Annotated in this window: 20 protein-coding genes and 1 pseudogene; 2 read left to right on the top strand and 19 right to left on the bottom strand. The window is 47.0% G+C overall.

The window, feature by feature from the left end:
- Positions 1-10 precede the first annotated feature (10 nt).
- The 9 genes and pseudogenes from UNITIG_RS25655 to UNITIG_RS25645 all read right to left on the bottom strand — a co-directional run.
- Positions 11-162: pseudogene (locus UNITIG_RS25655) on the bottom strand (GTPase HflX); the annotation flags it as partial.
- 212 nt (positions 163-374) lie between these two features.
- Positions 375-614 carry an RNA chaperone Hfq gene (gene hfq / locus UNITIG_RS14975; RefSeq protein ID WP_101759110.1) on the bottom strand — a complete coding sequence of 80 codons (240 nt, stop codon included), beginning with the start codon at positions 612-614 and terminating at the stop codon, positions 375-377.
- Positions 615-820: 206 nt separating this feature from the next.
- On the bottom strand, positions 821-1,786 hold the full coding sequence (gene miaA, locus UNITIG_RS14970) for a tRNA (adenosine(37)-N6)-dimethylallyltransferase MiaA (RefSeq protein WP_101759299.1): 966 nt from the start codon (positions 1,784-1,786) through the stop codon (positions 821-823).
- 39 nt (positions 1,787-1,825) lie between these two features.
- Positions 1,826-3,511: a GGDEF domain-containing protein gene (locus UNITIG_RS14965; protein WP_159931169.1), complete on the bottom strand. Its 1,686-nt coding sequence runs from the start codon at positions 3,509-3,511 to the stop codon at positions 1,826-1,828.
- A 72-nt stretch (positions 3,512-3,583) separates the two neighbouring features.
- Positions 3,584-5,431 carry a DNA mismatch repair endonuclease MutL gene (mutL, locus tag UNITIG_RS14960; RefSeq protein WP_101759108.1) on the bottom strand — a complete coding sequence of 616 codons (1,848 nt, stop codon included), beginning with the start codon at positions 5,429-5,431 and terminating at the stop codon, positions 3,584-3,586.
- A 31-nt stretch (positions 5,432-5,462) separates the two neighbouring features.
- Positions 5,463-6,770 (bottom strand): N-acetylmuramoyl-L-alanine amidase, encoded by a 1,308-nt coding sequence (locus UNITIG_RS14955; protein WP_235015408.1) that lies wholly within the window; start codon positions 6,768-6,770, stop codon positions 5,463-5,465.
- A gap of 141 nt (positions 6,771-6,911) precedes the next feature.
- Positions 6,912-7,412, bottom strand: coding sequence for a tRNA (adenosine(37)-N6)-threonylcarbamoyltransferase complex ATPase subunit type 1 TsaE (gene tsaE / locus UNITIG_RS14950; RefSeq protein ID WP_101759106.1), 501 nt, complete (start codon positions 7,410-7,412; stop codon positions 6,912-6,914).
- A gap of 18 nt (positions 7,413-7,430) precedes the next feature.
- Positions 7,431-8,288 carry an NAD(P)H-hydrate dehydratase gene (locus UNITIG_RS25650; RefSeq protein WP_369809169.1) on the bottom strand — a complete coding sequence of 286 codons (858 nt, stop codon included), beginning with the start codon at positions 8,286-8,288 and terminating at the stop codon, positions 7,431-7,433.
- Entirely contained in the window at positions 8,285-8,983 is a 699-nt protein-coding gene (locus UNITIG_RS25645) for an NAD(P)H-hydrate epimerase (protein WP_369809168.1), read from the bottom strand. The genes UNITIG_RS25650 and UNITIG_RS25645 overlap by 4 nt, the downstream gene beginning before the upstream one ends.
- A gap of 42 nt (positions 8,984-9,025) precedes the next feature.
- On the opposite strand from UNITIG_RS25645, the gene queG reads away from it, so the two are divergent.
- Positions 9,026-10,120, top strand: a complete 1,095-nt coding sequence (gene queG, locus UNITIG_RS14940; RefSeq protein ID WP_101759105.1) for a tRNA epoxyqueuosine(34) reductase QueG — start codon at positions 9,026-9,028, stop codon at positions 10,118-10,120.
- A 14-nt stretch (positions 10,121-10,134) separates the two neighbouring features.
- On the opposite strand, the gene UNITIG_RS14935 is transcribed toward queG, so the two are convergent.
- Genes UNITIG_RS14935 through UNITIG_RS14925 form a run of 3 tightly spaced genes read right to left on the bottom strand, consistent with a single transcriptional unit; the run spans position 10,135 to position 12,370 of the window.
- Positions 10,135-10,593: an SRPBCC family protein gene (locus UNITIG_RS14935; RefSeq protein WP_101759104.1), complete on the bottom strand. Its 459-nt coding sequence runs from the start codon at positions 10,591-10,593 to the stop codon at positions 10,135-10,137.
- A gap of 41 nt (positions 10,594-10,634) precedes the next feature.
- On the bottom strand, positions 10,635-11,888 hold the full coding sequence (locus UNITIG_RS14930; RefSeq protein ID WP_101759103.1) for a TRAP transporter large permease: 1,254 nt from the start codon (positions 11,886-11,888) through the stop codon (positions 10,635-10,637).
- Positions 11,889-11,890: 2 nt separating this feature from the next.
- Positions 11,891-12,370: a TRAP transporter small permease gene (locus tag UNITIG_RS14925; protein ID WP_101759102.1), complete on the bottom strand. Its 480-nt coding sequence runs from the start codon at positions 12,368-12,370 to the stop codon at positions 11,891-11,893.
- Positions 12,371-12,595: 225 nt separating this feature from the next.
- Here UNITIG_RS14925 and UNITIG_RS14920 point away from each other — a divergent pair, with 225 nt between their 5' ends.
- The gene (locus tag UNITIG_RS14920; protein WP_101759101.1) at positions 12,596-13,759 is read left to right on the top strand and encodes a methyl-accepting chemotaxis protein; all 1,164 of its coding nucleotides are present in this window, start codon (positions 12,596-12,598) and stop codon (positions 13,757-13,759) included.
- Between the two features lie 9 nt (positions 13,760-13,768).
- Here the strand turns inward: UNITIG_RS14920 and UNITIG_RS14915 are convergent, their stop codons facing one another.
- The 7 genes from UNITIG_RS14915 to UNITIG_RS14885 all read right to left on the bottom strand — a co-directional run bounded on the left by UNITIG_RS14915 (position 13,769) and on the right by UNITIG_RS14885 (position 22,766).
- Entirely contained in the window at positions 13,769-15,328 is a 1,560-nt protein-coding gene (locus UNITIG_RS14915) for an FAD-binding oxidoreductase (protein ID WP_101759100.1), read from the bottom strand.
- A complete protein-coding gene (locus UNITIG_RS14910; protein WP_101759099.1) occupies positions 15,325-16,782 on the bottom strand; it encodes a sodium/proline symporter in 1,458 nt (485 codons plus the stop codon). Before UNITIG_RS14910 ends, UNITIG_RS14915 begins: the two co-directional genes overlap by 4 nt.
- A 23-nt stretch (positions 16,783-16,805) precedes the next feature.
- The gene (locus UNITIG_RS14905) at positions 16,806-17,399 is read right to left on the bottom strand and encodes an isochorismatase family protein (protein ID WP_101759098.1); all 594 of its coding nucleotides are present in this window, start codon (positions 17,397-17,399) and stop codon (positions 16,806-16,808) included.
- 22 nt (positions 17,400-17,421) lie between these two features.
- A complete protein-coding gene (locus UNITIG_RS14900) occupies positions 17,422-18,207 on the bottom strand; it encodes an alpha/beta fold hydrolase (RefSeq protein ID WP_101759097.1) in 786 nt (261 codons plus the stop codon).
- A gap of 10 nt (positions 18,208-18,217) precedes the next feature.
- The gene (locus UNITIG_RS14895) at positions 18,218-19,651 is read right to left on the bottom strand and encodes an aldehyde dehydrogenase (protein ID WP_101759096.1); all 1,434 of its coding nucleotides are present in this window, start codon (positions 19,649-19,651) and stop codon (positions 18,218-18,220) included.
- 62 nt (positions 19,652-19,713) lie between these two features.
- Positions 19,714-20,991 carry an acyl-CoA dehydrogenase family protein gene (locus tag UNITIG_RS14890; RefSeq protein WP_235015407.1) on the bottom strand — a complete coding sequence of 426 codons (1,278 nt, stop codon included), beginning with the start codon at positions 20,989-20,991 and terminating at the stop codon, positions 19,714-19,716.
- Between the two features lie 65 nt (positions 20,992-21,056).
- Positions 21,057-22,766, bottom strand: a complete 1,710-nt coding sequence (locus UNITIG_RS14885; RefSeq protein ID WP_101759094.1) for a carbon-nitrogen hydrolase family protein — start codon at positions 22,764-22,766, stop codon at positions 21,057-21,059.
- Positions 22,767-23,085: the final 319 nt, after the last annotated feature.

Genomic DNA, 23,085 nt, shown 5'->3' with positions numbered 1-23,085 from the left:
GCTCTTTTTCCAGGTTACGTTCCTGACTAGGGACAGCGCGTGATTGAATAACACTAATTCCGCTTCGTACAACCGTACTTGTTGACGGATTTCATCCAGCTTACCACTGCCCACAAAATAACGCGCTGAAGGGGAATTGCGGGTACCGCCGACAAACGACACGGGATCAGCCCCCGCCGACAAGGCCAGCTCCTCAAACTCGCGAGAGTTTTCACGCTCATCTTCACGATAGATATCAAGATGGACGAGCACAGCACGTTCACCCGCATCGGGACGCTCAAAAAACAATGAAAAACCTCAATAAGCGACGACAGCCAGTAGCCAATACCATCAGGCCTGAAAGACTCAGCGCAATAACGGAAGAATAAAAGAGCTTACTCTTCACCGTCCTGATCAGGCATCGGCATCCGTACTACTCGTGATGGAACCACGGTAGAAATAGCATGCTTATACACCATCTGGCTGACAGTATTTTTCAACAGCACTACAAATTGATCGAAGGACTCAATTTGACCTTGCAGCTTAATACCATTGACGAGATAGATAGAAACGGGAACCCGCTCCTTACGTAATACATTTAAGTAAGGGTCTTGTAAGGTATGCCCCTTTGACATGGTAAACTCCTTAATGCTCCAAATAGAGCCAATAATAAATAATAGTGAGACCTAATTTTTTATAACTTTGCTAACACCGCCATTAACATCGCAACCCTCTCCGGCTACTTCCTTAGATCCCCCGCAGATTCGCAGCACAACCACAGAAAATGTCAATTACAGTCTTCAAGCCACCCCAGTATAACGCATATCAAAAACTTAGGTAGTTAGATTGCGACAAAGCGATTAACATATTTTAACGCCAAGGCTAATGGTGGCTGCCCTTCCAAATCGGATATCACCGCCCTGGAAGCATCACTGGCCAGCAATAAACCTTGTTCATCCGTATGCAACCAACACACATCAGCCCATCCATTTAGCCAGGTAAATTGACGCTTGGCTAATTGTCGCGTGGCGATAATACCTCGCTCCACCATCGTCTCAACATCAAACTCACCGTCTAAATACTGCCAGACCTGTCGGTAACCTACGGCTCGCATAGACGGTAAGTCCAAATGCAAATCACCGCGGGCGCGCAAAACTCTGACCTCGTCGATCAAGCCCTGTTCCATCATTAGTCGAAATCTTTTTTCAATACGGCGGTGCAGCACCGTTCGATCAAGAGGGGCAATCGCTAATTGAATGACGTCATAAGGGAAGGCAACCCTGGATTGCTGCTGATGCAGCGCGGTCATAGTTTTACCCGAAGCGCGGTAAACTTCCAATGCCCGCTCGATACGTTGTGAGTGATTGGGGTGGATGCGCGCGGCGGCATCAGGATCAACTGCCGCTAACTGGGCATGCACATAGGGCCAGCCATGGTGCTTGGCATCAGCTTCAATTTTCAAGCGTATTTCAGCATTGGCTGCTGGCATATCGGCAAAACCTTCCAACAAAGCCTTAAAGTACAACATGGTGCCGCCCACCAGCAGCGGGATTTTACCCGCCGCAGTAATATCTGCCATTGCTGCTAGCGCGTCCTCACGAAACTCCGCCGCCGAATAACTTTCGGCCGGGTCAACAAAATCAATCAAACGATGAGGGGCTTGCAACAATTCTGCTGCAGACGGTTTGGCTGAGCCAATATCCATACCTCGATAAATCAACGCCGAGTCAACACTGATAATGTCACAGGGTAAATGTTGACATAACTGAATTGCTAAATCGGTTTTACCCGAAGCAGTAGGCCCCATTAAAAAAATTGCCGGTGGGAGTGATTTACTATTCACAACTTAAATATCGCCTGTACAAACAACAACCTGATCACGCCCTTGCGACTTGGCTTGATACAATAAATTGTCTGCCCGAATAATTGTCGCCTCATCCTGCTCTTCAGGAAGCCACTCCACCACCCCAACAGAAGCAGTCACATTAATTTCTTCACCTTCGCGCAAACTAACGAAATTATTACGAATACTTTCACACAGCCGGTATGCATAAACTGTCGCTTCTTCCAAAGGGGTTTTTGGCAACAATAAAATAAACTCCTCACCACCAAAACGCCCACAACTATCCGTCTCACGTTTATCGTTTCGCAACAGTTCCGCAAGCGATGCCAACACTCGATCGCCAGCCTCATGCCCATAGCGATCATTTACTTTTTTGAAAAAGTCCAAATCAATTAAAATAATACTAAACGTGTCATTGTAACGCTGCGCTCGTGCCAGCTCTTCGTTATAACGCTGAGCAAAAGCCCGACGATTTAACAACTGAGTGAGAGGATCGGTATCCGCTAATTTTTTTAACTTTTCCTCAGCCCCCTTCCTTTCCTTCACTTCATTCTGTAAACGGTGATTAAATAAAGCCAGCAGCATCGCCACCAAAAATAGCGCCACCAAAAAAATACATATTGTTATCAGCAATGACATGACATCATCAGACATTTTTTTATTTTCAGTGAAAACAAACCCCGCCAACTTATCTATATTGTCAACCATTGACTGCTGCAAAAAAACATTGGCCATCTGCTCAAAGCGCTGCGGATTCATGTAACCCACTTCAACAAACTGCGGCATTATTAATTCTTGTACAGACAAAGCCTCAAATCGCATATGGTTTAACGATTTTTTGCTGTTATATTTACTACGAATTATCTGAATAATTTCTTCGGGGTGCGCTAACGCATAATTCCAACCCTGAATTGTGGCCTGCTTAAATCGAGCTGCACGCTCTGGATTACGCTGCACTTCCTGTTCAGTAGTAAATAAAATGTCACTGTAAAAATCGATACCGTAATCACGAGGATTTATAAGATTATATTCAATGCCGCGCTCTTCTAAATAAAATGGCTCATTAGTCAAATACGAATTAAATGCGTCCGCCTTGCCATCAACCAAATCCTGAATTTGATAAGAGCTGGGAATCATATCAACCTGCTTGGGGTCAATTTTCTGCGCCAGAAACATTGCTAAAAAACCAGCGTCAGCATCATCCCCTACACTCATCACCCGCTTACCTACTAAATCAGCAGGTTGTTTAATACCTGAACTTTTTAAAGTAACCAAAACCGAAGGGGAATGCTGAAAAATAGCCGCCAAAGCGACAATGGGTGTACCGCGCAAGCGTTCGAGTAACACTTCACTATTAGCCTCGCCGTATTGCGCGCGGCCAGCCAAAACTTCGGTAACCGGCTGACGTTCAGGTGAGCCGGCTACCAACGTAACATCAAAACCAGCTTGCTGATAAAAACCTTTTTCCTTAGCCGCATAGTAACCTGCAAACTGAAACTGATGATGCCAGCGCAGCTGAAAACGAATGGGTTCCAAACGGGTAGGAATCAACGACTGAATGGGTGCGCTAGCTTTTTCAGCAGCTACGGCAAGAAAAGACCACAACAAGCACACCGCCAATAGCACGCAACGCAAGGGTTTTCCTATCAGCGATCGACCGGTGCTTTGCACAACCTTTGGTTTATTCAAGAAATCCATCACCTAAATAATAAGCCAGCATTAAAAACTGAATCCACGGGCAGCTCAAGTAAAAATTAGTAACTACTGACCTCGTAAAAATAATTTATCCAATTGATCAATCGACATCTGGGTCCAGGTTGGTCGACCATGATTACACTGACCACTACGCTCAGTAGCTTCCATATCCCGCAACAGTGAATTCATCTCCGGAATCGTTAAACGACGATTAGCTCGTACCGAACCATGACAAGCCATAGTCGATAATATTTCATTGATATGCGACTGAATACGATCACTGCTACCATGCTCTAATAAGTCGGCAACCACATCTCGCACCAACTGTTCAACATCACTGCCTTGCAATATTATCGGTAGCTGCCTGACCAGCAACGTTTCAGGTCCCGCCCGTTCCAAACTAATACCTAAACTTTCAAAAACTGCTTGATGCTGATCGGCACAATCTCCTTCGCGCTGACTTATGGCAATCGACTCAGGCACCAGCAATGGCTGCGCCTGAATACCTTCACCTTCACGGGCACTTTTCATCCGCTCATAGGTAATTCGCTCATGCGCTGCATGCATATCTACCAACACCAAACCTGCAGCATTTTCTGCCAGAATATAAATTCCTTTAAGTTGGGCTAAAGCATAACCCAGTGGTAGTATTTGCCCCTGATCGGCCGACTCCGTAGCCCCAGCAGGCACTACCCCACGATCACCAGGCCTCGACGAGCCACTATACAAAGAACCATAATGGTTTAGATGCTCCCTCACCTCTCCTGCAGCCGGATAGCTGACACCTGCATAACTGGTATTTTGATCTTGTCGCAGCGGCATCACCTCCTGCTGCTGAAATTCACCCGCAGCAGTACCGGTTAAGGATGACTGCGCAGACTCGATACTGGCTGAGGGCATTTGGTCTTCTGGCCGCACCGCCGCTAACAATCGATGTAAGCTGCGGAATAAAAAATCATGCACTGTACGACCATCACGAAATCGCACTTCGTGCTTAGTAGGATGGACATTGACATCTACTATCGATGGGTCAACTTCCAGATACAGCACAAAGGCTGGATGACGACCGTGAAACAACACATCACGGTAAGCTTGTCGAACAGCATGGGTAACTAACTTATCGCGGATCACTCGACCATTCACATAAAAATGCTGCAAGTCCGCTTGGCTACGCGAAAAGGTCGGCAAGGCGACCCACCCCCATAAACGCAAGCCCGCTGCTTCGGTATCAATATGCAAAGCATTTTGCATAAATGCCGGACCACAGACCGCGGCTACCCGTCGTTCTTTTTCTAACTGACTGACACAGGGCTTAAGGGCATGTATTGCCTTGCCATTGTGATTTAAATAAAAGCCCACATCAAAGCGGCTTAAGGATTGCCGTTTAATAACTTCTTCCAAGTGCCCAAATTCGGTTTTTTCCGTACGTAGAAATTTACGTCGTGCCGGCGTATTAAAAAATAAATCCCGCACTTCAACGGTAGTCCCTTGTGGATGTGGCGCAGGGCTAACTGCAACAGCCATATCCCGGCCTTCCGTTTCAGCCTTCCAACCCGCACCCTTGGTTGCGGTATTGGATAAAATGGTCAACCGGGATACCGAACTAATACTAGCAAGCGCTTCCCCCCTGAACCCCAGCGTCCCCACTCTTTCTAAATCTTCCAGCTCAACAATTTTACTGGTCGCATGGCGACTTAGCGCCAGCGGCATATCATCCTGCTGAATACCGCCACCGTTATCCCGCACTCGCATGAGCTTTACGCCACCGGCATCTACGTCGACATCTATACGACTAGAACCAGCGTCCAGACAATTTTCTACTAATTCTTTTATTACCGATGCAGGGCGCTCGACAACCTCACCGGCGGCAATCTGGTTAGCCAGTCTGGGAGTAAGGAGTTTTATTCGGGACATCTTCGACTCTTATTTGCAGGCAAACGACCACTCAGGAAGCAGGTATTAATATTCTTTGCCCCACTTTAATCGTGTTGGAAGCCAGAGCATTTTTTTCACGGATAGACGACACACTGACTTGATAGCGCAGTGCAATTCCCGACAGAGTATCACCTCGGCTAATCACATATTCAACATGCAAATTACTGTCACGCTTTTTACTGGCCAAGTAAGTATCATGCGGAGGGCTGGTGGAAAAATGACTGGTAATACCATTAAAAATGGCTCTGGCCATTTGCCGCTGATAGGTTTTCGTACTGAGTTTTTTAGCTTCATTAGGATTAGAGATAAAACCGGTCTCAACTAAAATTGACGGCACATCCGGGGAGCGTAATACCGAGAAATTAGCCAGCTCCACTTTTTTACTATGCAAGCGAGAAATCTTACCCATTTGTCCCACAACCTGGAAACCCACCTGAGTACTCACATCCAAACTGGCCGACATCGATAAATCGGCCAGTACACCGGCCAACACATCATCTTTATCGCTGAGGCTAACCCCCCCAACCAAATCCGAGTTATTCGCATCATTGGCTAACACTTGCGCCATGGCGCTAGAGGCACCCCTGCGAGACAAAGCATAAACAGAGGAGCCATAAGCGCGGTGATCACTAAACGCATCGGCATGAATTGAAACCATCAAATCAGCCTGCGATTTACGGGCAATATTGCGACGCTGCTGGAGGCCAACATAATAATCACCAGTACGAACCAGTACTGGCTTATAACCCTTTTCTTTACCCAATAGATAATTAAGTTCTTTGGCTATTTCAAGCACCACGTGCTTTTCACGCAATTTATTAGCACCACTGGCACCGGGATCTTCGCCGCCATGCCCGGCATCGATAGCAATAATAATATCCCGTAAACTTTGATCATCGACATGCTTTACTACCGGCTGGCTGGTGTTTTTGTCGTACAAGTCAACTACCAATCGATCCTTAAATTCCTGATTGGCCTTTAGTAAAAAGCTGCGCGGCTTAACGTCACTATTCACATCCAGAACCAAACGCAGATCCGACTTATCTTTAATACCTGAGCGCACCCTTGAGATAGGACTGCCTTGCAAATCCAACTGCGTCAACTTGGCTTTAAGAGTGGCATTATCAATATCCACCACAATACGATTCGGTGCTGCCAGCGTAATGACTTTATGGGAAGTGGGTGCAGATAATTCCAAGACCACCCGGGTGTGATCCGGTGCCCGCCAGACCCGTACATCGTCCACTGTCGCCGCTTGTGCAAACACAGTCCAATACATTGGCAGCAGCAGGAATACCGGAAGATAAGCCTTTTTCAAGGGGCGAAAGACCTTGATGTTTACACACCAAAGCAGCTGTTCGAAAGATTGATTTAACCGCATCACTCTTTATTAATTCTCGTTCTGGTCAACTTTATTGCCAATCGATGCCGCCGTAACAACAACCACTTCGATCAACCGTTAATTATTATGGCTAGTGGCCAGCAACTTCAATATCGCCGCTCCGGTTTTTGTCTGGCTAACAATAACTAAATCCCGCCCGTCACTGATGGCCTGTATCCTAACCACTAAATCCGCCATGGGCAAAAACATCGCCCCTTTTTCCGCCCACTCTACTAAGCATAGGCTATTTTTAGACTCAAAATAGTCGCGTATCCCCATATATTCCAATTCTTCTGGATCTCCCAGACGGTATAAATCGAAATGGTAGACACTAGCATCATTAAACTCATAAGGTTCGACCAGCGTATAGGTCGGGCTTTTTACCGCCCCTTGATGACCAAAAGCCTGTAATACGCCCCGACTCAAGGTGGTTTTACCCATACCCAAGTCGCCATCCAGAAAAATGACTACTTGCCGCTGGAGACAGGCGCGGCCCAGCTCAGCACCAAACGCGACCATGGCAGCTTCGCCCAATAATTGAATAGAGAATTCGAACGCGTTTGCTTGCAGGGTATTCATATAAAATAGGTCATCCAGTTATTCATTCACCAAATGACGTAAATGAGGCAGCAAATCTGTCGCCAGCATCCCACGCTGACCATCTAAAGCAGCCAAATCTGCCGCCGCACCATGCAAGCACACACCTAGTCTGGCTGCATCGGCAACCGACAAGCCTTGTGCCAATAAAGCACCCAGCACGCCACTAAGCACATCGCCCATGCCGCCGCTGGCCATGCCCGGGTTGCCATAAGCACAAAGTGCTGGCAATTGGTGCTCACTATCAGCCACTAAAGTACCCGCGCCTTTTAAAATGACTGCCCCGCCATAACGACGTTGTAATTCAATAACGGCTGCAAAACGGTCTTGCTGGATTTCGGCGACCGAACAATTCAACAATCTGGCCGCCTCACCGGGATGCGGCGTTAATATCCACTTGTCGCGGGTACATTCCTTTATAAAAGTTCTTGCAGCCAACATATTAAGCGCATCAGCATCCACTACCAAAGGCACATCCAACTGGCACACTTGCTGAAATAATTGTTCACCCCACGCCGCCTGACCCAAGCCTGGCCCAACCACCACAGCATTAGCTCTGGGCAATAGCTCTGCCAGCTCCTGCCCGGAAATAACACCATGAGCCATCACTTCAGGGCAGCGGCTGATCAATGCAGGGATATGTTCGGGACGTGTCGCACAGGAAATAAGTCCGGCGCCGACTCGGCAGGCCGCTTGCGACGCCATTACCGCCGCGCCGGCCATACCTGCATCGCCGCCGGTAATCATGACATGCCCACCATGTCCTTTATGGGCTGTTGTTGCCCGAGCGGGAAGGTGCTTCATTAATGCGGCTAAATCCAATCGTTCACTACTAGCAGCCACCTGACCAAAAATCATTGCGGGAACCCGCAAATCAAAAAAATGGACAGTGCCTGTGTACGCCGGTGCGGCCCCGTCAACAGGCCTTGCTTAAAGCCAATAAAACTAGTCGTATGCTCCGCATAGACTGCACTATTATTACCTGCTGAAGACATCACCCGGCCGGTGTCACTGCACAACCCCGAAGGGATATCCACGGCCAGTACAGGGCAGTCGCTAGCATTCATCGCCGCAATTGCTGTCAGCGCGTCGGCCCGTAGCTCACCGCTTAAGCCGGTTCCCAGCAAAGCATCAACAATGACGCCTTGCTGAATGATGACAGACTCAGAAAAGGCAATAACCTCAACACCATCCTGCAGCGCCAATTTACGTGCTTGCAACGCATCACCCTGAATTTTTTCAGCGTCGCCGCACTGCACCACTTGCACTGCAATACCCTGCTGGCGCGCCAGTGATGCCATCACATAGCCATCCCCGCCATTATTACCGGTGCCGCAAAACACTGTGATGCGCTCCAACTCAGGCCAGGCTTCCTGCAATACATTAAAAGCGGCCTTGCCAGCCCGGCGCATCAGCGTAAAACCAGCAATCCCCCCCTGCTCAATGGCCAGCCGATCCAGTTCACGAACGGCCGCCGCGCGGTATAAGTTTGTCGGTAAGGGTTGATGACTGTTCATTACTTTAATGTCGCAATCTGTCAGAATAGTTTTCATTATAAATGATGCATCGCATTACTACGAAACCCAATAGCCGCCATGGTCAATAATCCCACATCTAACACCGACAATAAGCCTGATGTCCATACCATCGACTTATACCGCCTGGTCGAGGATATTCGCCACTGGGGCGCTGAGTTGGGTTTTCAGCAAATCGGCATCAGCGACATTGATTTAGGCGAACACAGAGCGCACTTACAGCACTGGCTGGAAAAAAACTTCCATGGCGACATGCACTATATGGAGAGCCACGGTGACAAGCGCTCCAATCCAGAGCAGTTATTACCTGGCACTATCCGCGTGATCAGTGCCCGCATGGACTACTTGCCCGATACTGACGACATGACTGAGGTGCTCAACAACCCCAGCCAAGCCTATGTCTCACGCTATGCCCTCGGTCGGGATTATCATAAATTAATGCGTAAACGCCTGGCTAAATTAGCCGAAAAAATTTCCGCTGTTGCCGGTCAACACAACCACCGCGCATTTGTCGATAGCGCACCTGTACTGGAAAGGGCACTGGCAGAAAACGCCGGTCTCGGCTGGATTGGCAAAAACACTATGCTAATCAACTCACAGGCAGGTTCCTGGTTTTTCCTTGGCGAGATTTATACCGACTTGCCACTACCTGCGGACCCAGCACAACAAACCATGCACTGCGGTAGCTGCACCGCCTGTATTGATGACTGCCCCACTGGCGCCATCGTCGGCCCCAACCAAGTGGATGCGCGCCGTTGTATTTCTTATCTAACCATTGAACTAAAAGACAGCATTCCAGAAGAATTGCGCCCGTTAATGGGCAATCGCATTTACGGTTGCGATGACTGTCAGCTAGTATGCCCCTGGAATAAATTTTCTAAACCCTCGCAAGAAGACGACTTCCAACCGCGCAACGATTTACAGTCAGCACAATTACTGGATTTATTTAACTGGGATGAGCAAGAATTTTTACAACGTACCGAGGGCTCAGCCATTCGGCGCATTGGTTATGACTGCTGGCAGCGCAATATTGCTGTTGCGCTGGGTAATGGGCCTAAAAATCCTGCCGTCATTGCTGCACTTGAAGCCAAAAAAAAACAGGCGTCTACTATGGTCGCGGAGCACATTAACTGGGCCTTATCCCGATTAAACTAATCACTTTTTCTGCTTCACTCGATCGCCACTAGTGACTCACAATGCTCTTTTAATTTTTTCAGTAGCGGCTTATAGACATTTCGATGCGCCATTTTCCCCATCAACAAAAAAGACAAATGAGAAAAGACTTTATTGGATTGCACCGCACAATGAAAAGATACAGTGGTTTTATTATTTTTTTCTAGAAAGCGCCAAATGCCTTTACCAATAAGATCGCCCTCAATATAAGACTCCTCAATGCTTTCACCGGGAATCATGGCATCAATTTGCCGAACAAAATCACTGAGAATTATTGGTTTATAACCATACTGATGACGCAGCTGCGCCCCCACAACCACGCTATCTTGATTAATAAGAGAACACTGGTAAACAGGTATCCACTTTTTCCATTGCGGATAGTTAGCCACTACCTGGTATACCATTGAGGCTGGCGCTTCGATTGTTATTTCATCGACACAATCAATAAACGGCATTTCACTCTCCCTGTAAATTTCAGCACCAGAACGGGTGACACTTAAAGTAAAAACAAACTAATCTCGGGTACAGCCGCAACTATTATTAAGCCAATTAACATCAAGCCCATAAAAGGCACCGCCGCCTTGCATATCTCCCAGAAACTTTCCCTAAAAGCGCCCATGGCAATAATTAAATTCAGACCCATAGGCGGCGTTAAATACCCGATTTCCAAATTCACAATCATCATAATACCAAAGTGAATGGTATCTATCCCCAGGCTATTGGCAACAGGCTTTAGTAATGGCGCTAAAATCAAAATAGCCGAACCAATATCAATAATACTGCCAGTTAATAACAGCAGGATATTACTAGCCAGTAAAAAACTTAACTTACTATCAATATATTGCAGCATTGTGGCCACTAACTGGTCGGGAAGCTGCTGGTAGGTAAGAAACATATTCAGACAAACGGCTAGCATCAACACTGGAAATAAACCGCCAATTAACGTGCAGGTCTTTTCCGTAATTTTTAATACATCGTTTATTTGCATTTCTTTATAAACAAATAATTGTATAAACAATGTATAAAAAACGGCTACTACCGCCGCCTCAGTAGCAGTAAAAAAACCACTGTATATGCCACCCAATACTAAAGCAGGCGCCAACAACGCCAATATGCTACGTTTTAAACTATGCCACAACGCGACTGAGTAACGCCCCGTTGGCATATGTCGGCATTTAAATAAAACATAAGCTGAAATAATGAACGTTAGTAGTAGTGCCGGCCCGAAGCCCGCGAGAAATAAATCAACAATTGAAGCCTTGGTCATCACACCATATAAAATAAGCGGGATACTAGGCGGAATAATAATACCCAGCGTGCCAGCGGCACAAAGTACGCCTATGGACAAACGCTTGGGATAACCCGCCTCAATTAAAGCCGGATACAGGACGCTACCGACTGCTAACAATGTCACCGTGGAGGACCCGGACATAGCAGCAAAAATTGCGCAAGCCAGCACTGCCGATAGCGCTAGGCCACCTGGTATTATAATGGTCACTTCTCGCAACACATCGGTGATACGGCTGGCCATAGAACCGGCACTCATTAAATTACCGGCCAAGATATACAGTGGAATAGAGAGCAATACTTCTTTGTTTAATGCCCCCCACGCATCCAGCAGAATAAAACGTAATTCACTATCACTAAAGAAGTAATAACAGTAGGCCAGTACTGCCATCAAAATTATCATCACTGGCTGTCGCAACAATAGCAACAACAACACCAGCACTATCAAGCCGAGAATCGTCACCACTACTCCACCGACTCATTTACGGGCTGCAATGCGGGATAAAATGAAAACAACAAGTAGCGGATGCTCGACAAAACAAAAGCCAGCGGTAATAACAACTGCACCGGCCATACCGGTATTAACAACACACTAGACTTCTCAGCCAGCGCGTAGCTCTCCAACACCAACTGCACACCTAAAAAAGCAAAAAACCCAAGCAACATAGCACTAAGCAACGCAGCCAAGCGCTGTATCTGCGGCTCCCAGGCCCGTGGTAGCCAATGGTCGGCAAATCGCGGGCGCAAATGGCTACCATTGGCAGAAGCTAAACCTAATCCCAACAAGGAAACCACGATATTGGCATATACCGCCACTTGATGCGCCCAGCTTAAGCCGTTTCCAAATAAAGTCCGGAGTAACACATCGGCAAATAGCACCAACGCTAACAAGGCTAGGGCACTATTGCATAGCACTCGCTCGATATGATTTAAAATAGCTAACATTGACGAAGTGTTCACAGTGGCCGGAATTTAGAAGTGGTTAACGTATTATATTGTTATCGCGTATAACAATGCCTATATTAGCGACTTTAGCTGCAAGTTTGAAGATATTACTGACACCCCAATAATCTCAGCAAAAGCCTTAAGTTATTGGTTATTTTACCGCTATATGTTAATACTTCTCCTATAATTAACAGTCATCCAGACCTAATCAGAGTATCAATAACCATGTCCATATTAAGCAGCAGCCTGATCGGGCGCGCACTGTTACCCATTGGCATTACCGCCATCCTTCTTATATTAGCCAACGTCTTTATTAGCGGCAGCGAGGGCCTGATTAATTTGGTCATCAGTTTGGCCCTTATGGTAATCGTTAGTGCTGTAAGCTTAAAAAGTCTGGCAAGCAACAGACTGGAAGCGCTAGGCCGCTACCTCTCACTGATTATCAGCACAGAAACAGCACCTTCAAACCCATTACGTGATACAGCCAATGATGAATTAGCGCAAATCACCAATAACCTAAGCAACTTCATTGGTAACCTACGTGAAGTGTTATCCAATATTCGTACCGATGCCGATCAAGTGTTACAGGGTGCAGAAAACCAGGCACAACGCATGTCATCATCTGTAGCCCAGCTAGAAAGCAGCAATCAGTCTGTGCTAACCGTAGCTGAATCACTTAGCCAAATTACCGCTACTTCCTCTACCTTATCTGACAACACACACCAAATTACTAGCACTGTGGGCGAAGTCATTGACTCGCTTGAACTAGGCTGTGCCGCTTCAGATGCCAATCAAGCATCTATGAAAGAGCTAGTGAGTAATGTAGAAACCATGAGCGCCAACATCGCCCGGCTTCAGGAAGAAAGCGCTCAAATTGGCTCAGTACTTGATGTTATCGGCGGCATTGCCGAACAAACTAATTTGCTAGCCTTGAACGCTGCCATCGAAGCCGCCCGAGCCGGTGAGCAAGGTCGCGGCTTTGCGGTAGTAGCAGATGAAGTTCGCGCACTGGCCCACCGCACTCAAGATTCTACCGGTGAAATTCAAACCATGGTAGAAGGGCTACAAGAAAAAGCGCGCAGTGCTGTAAAGGCAATGGAACAGGGTCTGACTTTGAGCCGCAACAGTCTTGAACAAAGCCAGCAAGTTGAATCGGTTTTGCAACAAGTCCAATCCATTGTGGGTGAGGTCAATAGTTTAGCCAGCCAAATCGATCAAGGCACGAGTGTGCAGACCAGTGCTACTGAAGATATTAATAAACAAATGACCGCCATCGCGGAGCAAATCAGGGAAGTTAGTGCCGGCCTGGGTGTCATTGCCGAACAAGCTCATGACCAGCAAGAAATCGCACACAAAGTAAATACCGAATTAAATCGTGTGTGCGTTTAACGTTAACAACTATAAACCTAATACCCCTGGATTAATTTTTCCATTCGGGTCTACAACTTTTTTAATACTCGCCACTAAGTCAAAAGCATTCTTCTTTAAGCCGGTTTTATAATGGTAAGACCGGCCTACTTGTAAATGCACACCGCCCATCTCACTAAACAGATCCGCTACTTCTTGCCTAATCTTCGCCACTGCTGCACGCGCGACTAGATCCTCATTATGCTTAACCACTTTTTGATAGAAAGCTGGCTCTACACTGGCCTTTTGTATTTCATCCACTGCATCCGGCCAAAAAAACAACGGCTCCACTGCAATACAATTAGTCGATACATTATTATAAAGAAAACCGGTTTTAATTTGATATTGTTCAATGAGAGCTGCATGCTTGGCAAAAATCGCCAACACCGCTTCCGTAGCCGCACTCGCTTTTGATAAGGGCATCAATGCATGAACCGGCGCCCAACGCTCGCCGCCGGGGCCAATCATATTATTTACCGGCCCGAATGGATTAGCGCGAATGATTTTAGGGATAGAGTTTTCCACCTCATTACCACCATGCTTTTTACCAATGGCGACTACTTTTTCCAAAGCATCTTCAGCTGCGGCAGCAACTCGCTCCTCAATGACAACATACATCGGCCATCGCAAATCCTTCATAAAACGTCGACCAGCTAATGCTAACTTAGCGCCGTCCTTTAACGCGCCCATTACCGAACCGCTATTCTTCAGTACTCCAGCAAACGCTTTAGCATCATTCACCAAACTATCGCGCTGTGCGCGCATTTCAGTGAGCAAAGGATCAAAACCAAAACACTCCGCCGCTAACGCCGAGCGGGAAATTTCATTCATAGTGGCAAGCAAGCCATGATGATCCGCAAAATCAAAAGCAACATAGCGATGCGCGCCAAGCTCTGGTGTTAGCCTTAATGTCACTGCAGCCTTAATACCCAACGCACCACAATCACAGGTAAACAGGCCCGTTAAGTCAGGTCCAAAATGCCGAAAGAATGGCGTCCCATTTTTTTGTGCCGCCGAACCTGTAGACAAAATGGTACCATCAGCCACTACCACATCCATACTGACTACCGAGTCAGCAGCACTGCCGTAACTACCACCACCCCAGAAAATACTATTTTGCGAAACACTTCCACCCACTGTTGCTTTTATACCCGATAGCGGTCCCCAATATGGCGTTCTTACGCCGCTGCCCTTTAAGGCTTCGTGCAATGCCTTCCATGTACAACCAGCCTCTACCGTGACATACATATCTTCGCGATTGATCTCGATAATTTTATTCATCCGCGAACAATCAATCATCACCGCATCAGGGTGATCAGGTGTATAGGCTTTGGTATAAGACATACCGCCACCACGCGCTATGACAGCATGTCCTGCGGTAGTGGCTGCAGCCACCACCTGCGACAATTGCTCCGCATTTTCCGGCTGCACTACAGCTATTGCAGTTTCACCACGACTCCATATATCCATGGAATAAAACACACGGCTTTCTTCATCAAGCAAACAATACTGCTCACCAACAATCTGCTGCAGGGATACCACTACACTCATACGACCTTCTCATTTAGTAATTGCCGCTGGCGAAAAAACAGCAGCACGACCAAGCCCGCTACAAACGATAAAATTCGCTCAAAAATTGTCGCAGGCAAACTGTCAGAAATATAATTTTGGACAAAACTTCCGGGATTGAAGTGAAAAAATACTGCCAATGTAAAGCCAGTAACCATACCGAAAAATACACCTTTAGGTACGATATTCACCCCCGACACCCGCAACAATACTAACGGCCCAAACGCAGCGCCCAAGGCTGTCCACGCCAATAACGCACGCTTAAAAATAGTCGATGGCAAAGTTAATGAAACCACCACCGCCAACACCACCAGTATTGCAATCGCTAAACGAGAGATCAATAGCGCCTTACTGGGAAACCGCTTACTTAAACCCAAGTCATAAGATACTGCCGACGCCCCCACCAACAATTGGCTATCTGCGGTCGACATAATCGCGGACAACACTGCAGCCACTAGTACCGCGGCAATCACCGGCGGAAATAAATAATCTGTTAATTCAAAGAAAATATACTCTGGGTTTACAACTTCCGGAATCAGTATATGACCAACCAAGCCAACAAAACACATGCCACCAAACACAACAAAAAACCATAACACCGTAATTAACCGCGCCTGTCGCAGTGATTTTTCATCTCTTAGAGCCATAAAACGCACCAACAAATGCGGCTGACCGAAGGTACCGAACGCCACACCGGTTGCTCCTAATACAAACCCCAGTGCCGTCCACCCCGAAAAAGCGCCGGTGAAACTCATTTGCTCAGGTGTACTCACCGCCTGCAGGCCGGTAACAAAACCATCAATACCTCCCACAGCAATCAGTGCAGCAGTAGGCAACAAAATAGCCGCTATGGCCATTAAAAACCCCTGCACTGTATCCGTCACACTGACGGCCCAAAAACCACCGAGAAAGGTATAAATCATTATAATGACCGCACCAAGCACAATGCTGTTAGTCATTGAAATATTAAACGTCTGGTGAAAGGTATTGCCAGCCCCTTGAAATTGAGCGGCAACATAAAAAGAAAAAGCAAAAATAATGATAATGGACGCGGAGTAAACAATAGCCTTGCGCCAAAAACCCTCAGCACCCAGTGCAAGAAAGTCTGTCAAGGTCAGCAAATTATGCTCGCGACTAAATACCATTAATCGCTGACCAACAAAAACCCACGCGAATAACATTCCCAAAACAGCGCCAATCACCAGCCATATAGCAGACAAGCCCATCACAAAGGCCGCCCCACTGACGCCCAACAAAGTCCAGGCAGAAGATGAACTCGCCGAGTAGCTAATAGCGGCGACAACGGGACCTAGACCACGACCGCCAAGAAAAAAATCTGCTTCATCGTGAGTACGCCGCTGCGCCCACAACCCTACACCGATCAAAAAGATTTTATAAACAACCAGCGTAACTAGAACGATGGTGACTTTATCCATAACGGACGACCGTGAAGTAGCAATTACATGCTATTTAAATGATTAATTACATCTTGCACAGTTTGCACTTCAGCATATTTCGCGTGCATGTCGTGTAAATTTGCTTCATGCGCTTCCTGATTGCGATCTCCGACCGCCTCAACAGGCACCACTACCGGGTAATTATTCTGCAAGCCATCAACTACTGTGGCTCGCACACAACCACTAGTCGTTAGCCCTGTGACCACTATAGAGTCAGCACCAATGGCTCGAAGCTGTTGATCCAAATCCGTTTTAAAAAACGAACTCGCCCAACATTTCTCGATTAATACTTCACCATCAATAGGCTCCAACTCAGGGTCAACCAACACCCAGTCAGAGTCAGGCGTTAAAACATTCAGCGCACTAATACGGCCACGAAAAACAGTGGCGTCATCATCATTACGATAAACAACGGTAGTAAAAAACACCGGTAGCCCTTTGGCTCTAAATGCTTCCAACAACGTTTTATTAGCCGCCACCACTTCAGGGCAATCGGTTCCCAACGGACATTTTGAACTGGTAAAGCCATTGATCATATCAACTAACACCAGTGCAGGCTTATCACCCAAGCCAAGGGCTTTGCGTTCCAGATCCATAATATCTCTCAGTAGCTAAAATTTATTGAAAAAAATCCTTTAGCAGGACCGCCATTTTGTCGGCATCCCGCTCACAGCCGTAAGTACGACCATCTTTAATTTCTTTCCTCGTCCCTTGCGACAACAAAGCCAGCGCATCATCCAACTGACCGTACAAAGGGTCTTGAGTACCAGCAAAAATAAGTGTTGGGCATTGTATAGCGGCCAACTGGGTAGCGTAATCTTGCGCAATAACAGCCATGTAGGCATCGGGGTAGCGCTCCCCCAACTCAATACCCAGCAACGTTTCACGCTGACTTATACTCAGTGGCGCATCGTTATCCTTACCACGAATACGCTGCCACATTTGTATTAAATGGCTACCATCTTCCTGCACAGGAAAAGCACAGGAAATTGTCGGCAGTAATTCACGCAAGCTATCATTAAGCAAGGTCGGACCAGACAGCGCCATTTTTTTACATACGCCAGGAAAATCATATTCCAGTTGCACCGCAACTGAGGCACCGGTGTGATGGCCAAACAGGTAACATTGGCTAACCCCCAAGTTAGACAACGCTTCGTGAAATACTTTAGCAATAGCTTCAATGGTTATACTGCCCGGCAAAGGATCACTGCCACCAAAACCCGGCATGTCCGGCGCAATCATCCAATAGTCTTCCGCCAATTCCGTCAGCAATGCATCATACATAGCGGAAGAACTAGGAACCTGATGCAATAAAATTAGCGGTACGCCTAAACGGCTATCACCACTGCTTCGATAGTGTATTTGACCAATAGCTGTATCAATATAATCGCGACGAATGCTCATGGGATTGAAATTAACCACCTAACTCAACACTGATCCACTTCAGCTCAGTAAATTCCTCTGTGCTGTATTTACCACCGCTGCGACCGATACCGGAATCACCCATACCACCTATTGGCGCCATCGCATTACTCTGAAAAGAGTGCATGCCAATATGGACCGCACCGGAACGAATTTCACGAGCCGCTTTAAAACCGCGTTGAATATTATGGGTTAACACTGCCGCCGATAACGCAAACACACTGTCGTTGGCTAATGCGATAGCATCATCCAGGTCCTGCGCCTTAACCACGCTGGTAAGTGGGCCAAAGCTTTCATCCCGCCAGGCTGTCGCTTCACGAGAAGGCTCCAGCAACACGGTTGGTTGCAGCGTCAAACCTTGATGCACTTCACCACCGGTCAGCAAAGCGGTACCACGACTTTTTGCATCTTCAATATGAGCGAGCACTTTGTTTAAGGCATTGCGATTAATCAACGGGCCGTACGCCGATTTTGTATCGCGCACATCACCTACAACCAATTGTTCGCAACCTGCTTTAAGTTCAGCAATAAATTCATCAAAAATACCAGCCTCAACAACGATCCTTGAGTTAGCCATACAAATTTGACCGGCGTGGGTAAACATCCCTTCGATGGCAATTTTAGCGGCGGACTTAGCATCAAAATCATTCAGTACTACTAAGGCAGATTTTCCACCCAACTCTAATTGGGTCGGACGCATTTTTTCCATCGCGATTTTTCCAATCGCTTTACCGGTAGCCGTAGAACCGGTTAAGGCGATAGCGTTGATATCATCATGCTCAACTAATGGCGAACCGCACTCCGCACCAAATCCTGTAACTACACTAACGGCATCAGCAGGTAATCCAGCCTCTACCAGTAACTTGGCATATTCAATGGCAATTAGCGGGGTTTCTTCCGAGGGTTTAATGACAATACTATTGCCCGCTGCCAGCGGAAATGCCGTCATTTTGGTCAGCAATAGCAATGGTGCGTTATAAGGCACTATGGCAGCGACAACCCCCAAAGGCTCACGGAAAACCATGGAAATTCTATCGGGGCTGTCATTCGGCATGGTCTCGCCATACAAACGACGAACTTCACCAGCAGCGGCTCGTAATAAATCCGCGGTGCGAGCGATTTCATAACGAGCCTTATTAATGACCGAGCCACTTTCATCGATTAATAAGTCGAGATAACGCTGCTCACCCTGCTCTGCCATAATATCGGCTGCACGCAACAGAACAGCTTCACGTGCGCTAGGCGTCAGGCGGTGCCACTGGGTAAAACCGTTACGTGCAGCAGCTACCGCCAAATCGACATCTGCTTTAGCACCACGAGCAACCCTACCAATAACCTGCTCAGTTGCCGGGGACAAAACATCAAAAGTTTCACCTGAGGCGGCTGCCTGCTCGACACCACCAATTATCAAACCACGTTCAATCATGCGATCACTTCACAACCTTTTCACAACAATTTTCAAGACTCGTTAACCAACTGCAACGATTACTATTTTTTTGCCGCAGCAAATTGAGCCTCAGCTTGTTCCAACAATTCAGTTTTAGCCGCATCAGCTCTACCCATTTCAGGCGAAAAGCCCTGCACCAACCCCATGCCGATATCACGCATGGCACGAGACTGTGGCGCTGTACCCAAAGTACCGGAGGTACCAGCAATTTTTAAAGCACCCTGCGCCACACCAAACGCCGCCTCAGCAATAATACCCTTGCTTAAACGCCACAACTTAACAACTTCATCCTTTGGCAAAATAGGTGGCTCTGAAGTTTCCAGATCCAGCTGTCGACGCATAAATAATACTGCCGTATGATAATCCTGCATCATCTGACCAAAAATATTTTGATACACCGGATTAGTTGCATAAGTGGCGCCGGTATCCTTATAGGTTTTAGTACGTAAATTCTTTTTGGTTTCTTCATAGATGGAGTGGGCCACACCTAAATAGACTGCGGGACCTGCAACCTGATTACCTACAAAAGATCCGCGCGACATTGACATTGATTTCACGAATGCCCCTTGAATATCCAGACACATGTCCTGCGGCACAAAAACATCTGTCATCACCAAACCGTCAGTCGCACTACCACGCAAGCCCATTGCATCCCATTTAATCCGACGATCCAAACCTTCGGTTTTACTATCCACAATAAAAGTACACAAACCTCCAGCATCATCAGTGCCTTCGAGCGAGGCGGTAACCAAATAGTAATTGGCAACATCGTAGGCACAAGCGAAAGATTTTACTCCGTTCAATACATAACCGCCGTCCACTTTTTTAGCGACAGTTTCGATTGTTAGCTTGGCCTTTTCTGACTTGGCACCCTCTGAAGTAAAGTTACCCGTCCAGTTTTTGCCTTCGCCAATAATACGCAATAATCTTTCAGCCCAAGCTTTGGCGCGCGCTTCTTCATCTTTATCTTCAAACAAACCCGCTTCAATCGCCTTTAATAACAGCACACCACGCGATGTCGAAGAACACTGAAAAAAGTAAGCCATCGCAGTAGAAGGACAGGCAGTACTGATGGCAAATACCGAAGCACAAAGATCGCGTAATCCACCACCTAAACCACCGTACTCTTTAGGTACCATCAACCCCATCAATCCAACATCGGCAAGTGTTTTTACATGAGGGCGATAAAATTCTGCGGAGATATCCACTTCGATTGATTTTTCTTTTAACGACGGCAGGATGCTTTCTACGATCTCCTGAATTTTCCGTTCATCGGCACTCAGATTCTCAACGTAATATTCACCAGTTAATTTACTCACCATGCTTCTCCTAGATGTTCTTCAATTTTTAATACAATCTTTTAAACGACTTGGTTACCAATAGATTACTGCCTGCTAATCGCACCGGCTACTCGCCAAGGACGATTGCGAATTAAATCGGTACCAAGGGATACAACTTTATCCTGAGCATTAATCGGCGTTAATTCTGCCAAGGTAATACCCGCAGCCATACCGGCCTTAGTAATAATCGGGTAGGTCAAATTACCATCGAACGCCCGCTCTTGCCACGGCGTCATAACGGTAAAATCTTTGTGTAGCTTATTAGCAAAACTACAACCTAATGGCGATGGCTGAGTGACCGCCACTACATTCAATCGGTTTTCAGCAGCACGCTCAATCAGGCCAGTTTCCAGCTCCCATTTTTCCTGTACTGCAAACGGCACAGCGACCACTTCGGCGCCTTGCATAGCCACCAAGCGGAACATTTCCGGGTAAATAGTATCGCCACCCGTCACTAAACCCAAGCGACCAAAATCTGTATTAACAGTAACGACGTCATTGCCTAAGGCCGACCAGGCTAAACGCGCGCATGCATGTAATTGCTTTTGTGCAGCAATCACCCCGGTTTGATCAATCGCCACGGTGGTATGAAAATATTCCGCAGCTTCTACCACCACCAATGAGCACACCACCACGGCTTGCCCTGCAATAGCAGTAAACTTTTCTATTAACGCCTGAGAGTCTTTTGCTGCAGCAATTAAATCAGGATTGGCACTATCGGCAACAAAAAACAATTCTGGCAATACCACTACCTGAGCGCCATCTGCAACGGCTTTAGTAACATATTCAATTGCCTCCTCTATAGCAGCAGGGCCTGTTTGCGATAATTGAATCATCGCAGCGGAGGCTTTTTCGGCACCACGATATTCAGACTGTGGCTGACTCGCCGGATCAGTGGTAATGACCCCGTACAAATCCGGGCGGCGGCTGGCAAAAATATCGGTGCCACTGGCATTTACTTTATTAAGTGCATCAGCGGGATTAATATCGGCAAAAATAACTTCTTCTTCATTACCGGCAATAGCTAACACCGTGCCATCAGGCGCCACAATTTGGCTATCGCCCGCGCCACATAAAAACGGCTTGGGGATTCCGGTCGCCTCACTTACAGGATCCATTAAAAAATCAGGGATCAAAGGGCCAACTTTATTGGCGGCTATCATAAACACCCGATTCTCTGCTGCCCGCACCGGCATATGCAGAGAACCTTCATCAGGGGCAAAGGAATTCACACTATTTAAAATTAATTGCGCGCCATTCAGGCTCAGGCAGCGAGGGGTTTCATTTATCACCCCGTCCATACAAGCGTACATTCCCAACTTACCTAAAGGCGTGTCGATAATCGGGCCTTCAACCTGAGCTGGACGCAGAAAATCATTCTCATGGCCAATATAAATCTGCTTATCGTTATCGGCCAGCAATTCTCCCTTAGGGGAATACAGCAAGGAAGTGCCAGTACAAGCGCCATCTTCACGCAGCACTGTCACATTGATGACCAAATAGGTAGCCACTTCTTTCACCGCAGCGGCAATCGCTTTTAACCAATCACCATCCAGGCTGACGGATACTCGATCACAATGTTGCTGATCTTCATACCAGGACAAGTGATTACAAAACTCAGGCAAAACAATCAGGTCAGGCTTACACTCAGCCGCCTTACGAATCATTCGTAAGCAGGTCTGTAAATTCTCATCAAGATCATGGCCAATATGAAACTGGGCGGCCGCTACACGGATTGTTGAACTCTCACTCATCAGTCAAACTCTTCACTTAAAACTCAGCTCTAAACAAGAGCCAAGGGGGTTACTGCGGAACCACTTCTGTAGACTTATCCCGATCATGCCATCAGAGACAAAATCCGCAAATGATATAAACTAATAACATTATACCTTTTATTCATTCCAACGATAGTCACAATGCCGCCAATCAGCACTTTTCACAACCCGCAAAGCCACTGGTTTGATTGGATTTTCAATAACTTAACAATTCTTAAACGTTATTCTTTCGCACCTGCCATAGACTGGCGCACCAGAACAATATCGCCAATACTGATCGTTTTTAACCATGACTGCG

The sequence above is a fragment of the Oceanicoccus sp. KOV_DT_Chl genome (assembly GCF_900120175.1).
In the GTDB taxonomy this organism is placed as follows: Bacteria; Pseudomonadota; Gammaproteobacteria; order Pseudomonadales; family Dasaniaceae; genus Oceanicoccus.
The sequence above is the reverse complement of the archived record's forward strand: the minus strand, read 5'-3'. Positions and strand labels throughout refer to the sequence as shown.

Excerpts from the sequence above, each read along its gene's own strand:
- hfq (WP_101759110.1), bottom strand. The coding sequence starts at position 614 with ATGTCAAAGGGGCATACCTTACAAGACCCTTACTTAAATGTATTACGT.
- miaA (WP_101759299.1), bottom strand. The coding sequence starts at position 1,786 with ATGGGGCCTACTGCTTCGGGTAAAACCGATTTAGCAATTCAGTTATGT.
- mutL (WP_101759108.1), bottom strand. The coding sequence starts at position 5,431 with ATGTCCCGAATAAAACTCCTTACTCCCAGACTGGCTAACCAGATTGCC.
- tsaE (WP_101759106.1), bottom strand. The coding sequence starts at position 7,412 with ATGAATACCCTGCAAGCAAACGCGTTCGAATTCTCTATTCAATTATTG.
- UNITIG_RS25650 (WP_369809169.1), bottom strand. The coding sequence starts at position 8,288 with ATGATTTTTGGTCAGGTGGCTGCTAGTAGTGAACGATTGGATTTAGCC.
- UNITIG_RS25645 (WP_369809168.1), bottom strand. The coding sequence starts at position 8,983 with ATGAAAACTATTCTGACAGATTGCGACATTAAAGTAATGAACAGTCAT.
- queG (WP_101759105.1), top strand. The coding sequence starts at position 9,026 with ATGGTCAATAATCCCACATCTAACACCGACAATAAGCCTGATGTCCAT.
- UNITIG_RS14935 (WP_101759104.1), bottom strand. The coding sequence starts at position 10,593 with ATGCCGTTTATTGATTGTGTCGATGAAATAACAATCGAAGCGCCAGCC.
- UNITIG_RS14925 (WP_101759102.1), bottom strand. The coding sequence starts at position 12,370 with ATGTTAGCTATTTTAAATCATATCGAGCGAGTGCTATGCAATAGTGCC.
- UNITIG_RS14920 (WP_101759101.1), top strand. The coding sequence starts at position 12,596 with ATGTCCATATTAAGCAGCAGCCTGATCGGGCGCGCACTGTTACCCATT.
- UNITIG_RS14915 (WP_101759100.1), bottom strand. The coding sequence starts at position 15,328 with ATGAGTGTAGTGGTATCCCTGCAGCAGATTGTTGGTGAGCAGTATTGT.
- UNITIG_RS14910 (WP_101759099.1), bottom strand. The coding sequence starts at position 16,782 with ATGGATAAAGTCACCATCGTTCTAGTTACGCTGGTTGTTTATAAAATC.
- UNITIG_RS14905 (WP_101759098.1), bottom strand. The coding sequence starts at position 17,399 with ATGGATCTGGAACGCAAAGCCCTTGGCTTGGGTGATAAGCCTGCACTG.
- UNITIG_RS14900 (WP_101759097.1), bottom strand. The coding sequence starts at position 18,207 with ATGAGCATTCGTCGCGATTATATTGATACAGCTATTGGTCAAATACAC.
- UNITIG_RS14895 (WP_101759096.1), bottom strand. The coding sequence starts at position 19,651 with ATGATTGAACGTGGTTTGATAATTGGTGGTGTCGAGCAGGCAGCCGCC.
- UNITIG_RS14885 (WP_101759094.1), bottom strand. The coding sequence starts at position 22,766 with ATGAGTGAGAGTTCAACAATCCGTGTAGCGGCCGCCCAGTTTCATATT.